Annotated in this window: 1 rRNA gene; it reads left to right on the top strand. The window is 55.7% G+C overall.

Annotated features, from left to right (window positions below):
- A 23S ribosomal RNA gene (locus tag ACO1BR_RS44105) occupies positions 1 to 1,174 on the top strand; the annotation flags it as partial.
- Between the last annotated feature and the right edge of the window lie 21 nt (positions 1,175 to 1,195).

Genomic DNA, 1,195 nt, shown 5'->3' with positions numbered 1-1,195 from the left:
CTGAGCTGGGGGTGGCCGCAGAGACCAGCGAGAAGCGACTGTTTACTAAAAACACAGGTCCGTGCGAAGCCGTAAGGCGATGTATACGGACTGACGCCTGCCCGGTGCTGGAACGTTAAGGGGACCGGTTAGTCAATCTTCGGGTTGGCGAAGCTGAGAACTTAAGCGCCAGTAAACGGCGGTGGTAACTATAACCATCCTAAGGTAGCGAAATTCCTTGTCGGGTAAGTTCCGACCTGCACGAATGGCGTAACGACTTCTCGACTGTCTCAACCATAGGCCCGGTGAAATTGCATTACGAGTAAAGATGCTCGTTTCGCGCAGCAGGACGGAAAGACCCCGGGACCTTTACTATAGCTTGATATTGGTGTTCGGTTCGGCTTGTGTAGGATAGGTGGGAGACTTTGAAGCGCCAACGCCAGTTGGTGTGGAGTCGTTGTTGAAATACCACTCTGGTCGTGCTGGATGTCTAACCTGGGTCCGTGATCCGGATCAGGGACAGTGTCTGGTGGGTAGTTTAACTGGGGCGGTTGCCTCCTAAAGAGTAACGGAGGCGCCCAAAGGTTCCCTCAGCCTGGTTGGCAATCAGGTGTTGAGTGTAAGTGCACAAGGGAGCTTGACTGTGAGACTGACGGGTCGAGCAGGTACGAAAGTAGGGACTAGTGATCCGGCGGTGGCTTGTGGAAGCGCCGTCGCTCAACGGATAAAAGGTACCCCGGGGATAACAGGCTGATCTTCCCCAAGAGTCCATATCGACGGGATGGTTTGGCACCTCGATGTCGGCTCGTCGCATCCTGGGGCTGGAGTCGGTCCCAAGGGTTGGGCTGTTCGCCCATTAAAGCGGTACGCGAGCTGGGTTTAGAACGTCGTGAGACAGTTCGGTCCCTATCCGCTGTGCGCGTAGGAGTCTTGAGAAGGGCTGTCCCTAGTACGAGAGGACCGGGACGGACGAACCTCTGGTGTGCCAGTTGTCCTGCCAAGGGCATGGCTGGTTGGCTACGTTCGGAAAGGATAACCGCTGAAAGCATCTAAGCGGGAAGCCTGCTTCGAGATGAGGGCTCCCTCCCACTTGATGGGGTAAGGCTCCCAGTAGACGACTGGGTTGATAGGCCAGATATGGAAGCACCGTAAGGTGTGGAGTTGACTGGTACTAATAGGCCGAGGGCTTGTCCTCAGTTGCTCGCGTCCACTGTGT

This window comes from Streptomyces sp. YGL11-2 (assembly GCF_050054615.1).
GTDB lineage: Bacteria > Actinomycetota > Actinomycetes > Streptomycetales > Streptomycetaceae > Streptomyces.
The sequence above is the reverse complement of the archived record's forward strand: the minus strand, read 5'-3'. Positions and strand labels throughout refer to the sequence as shown.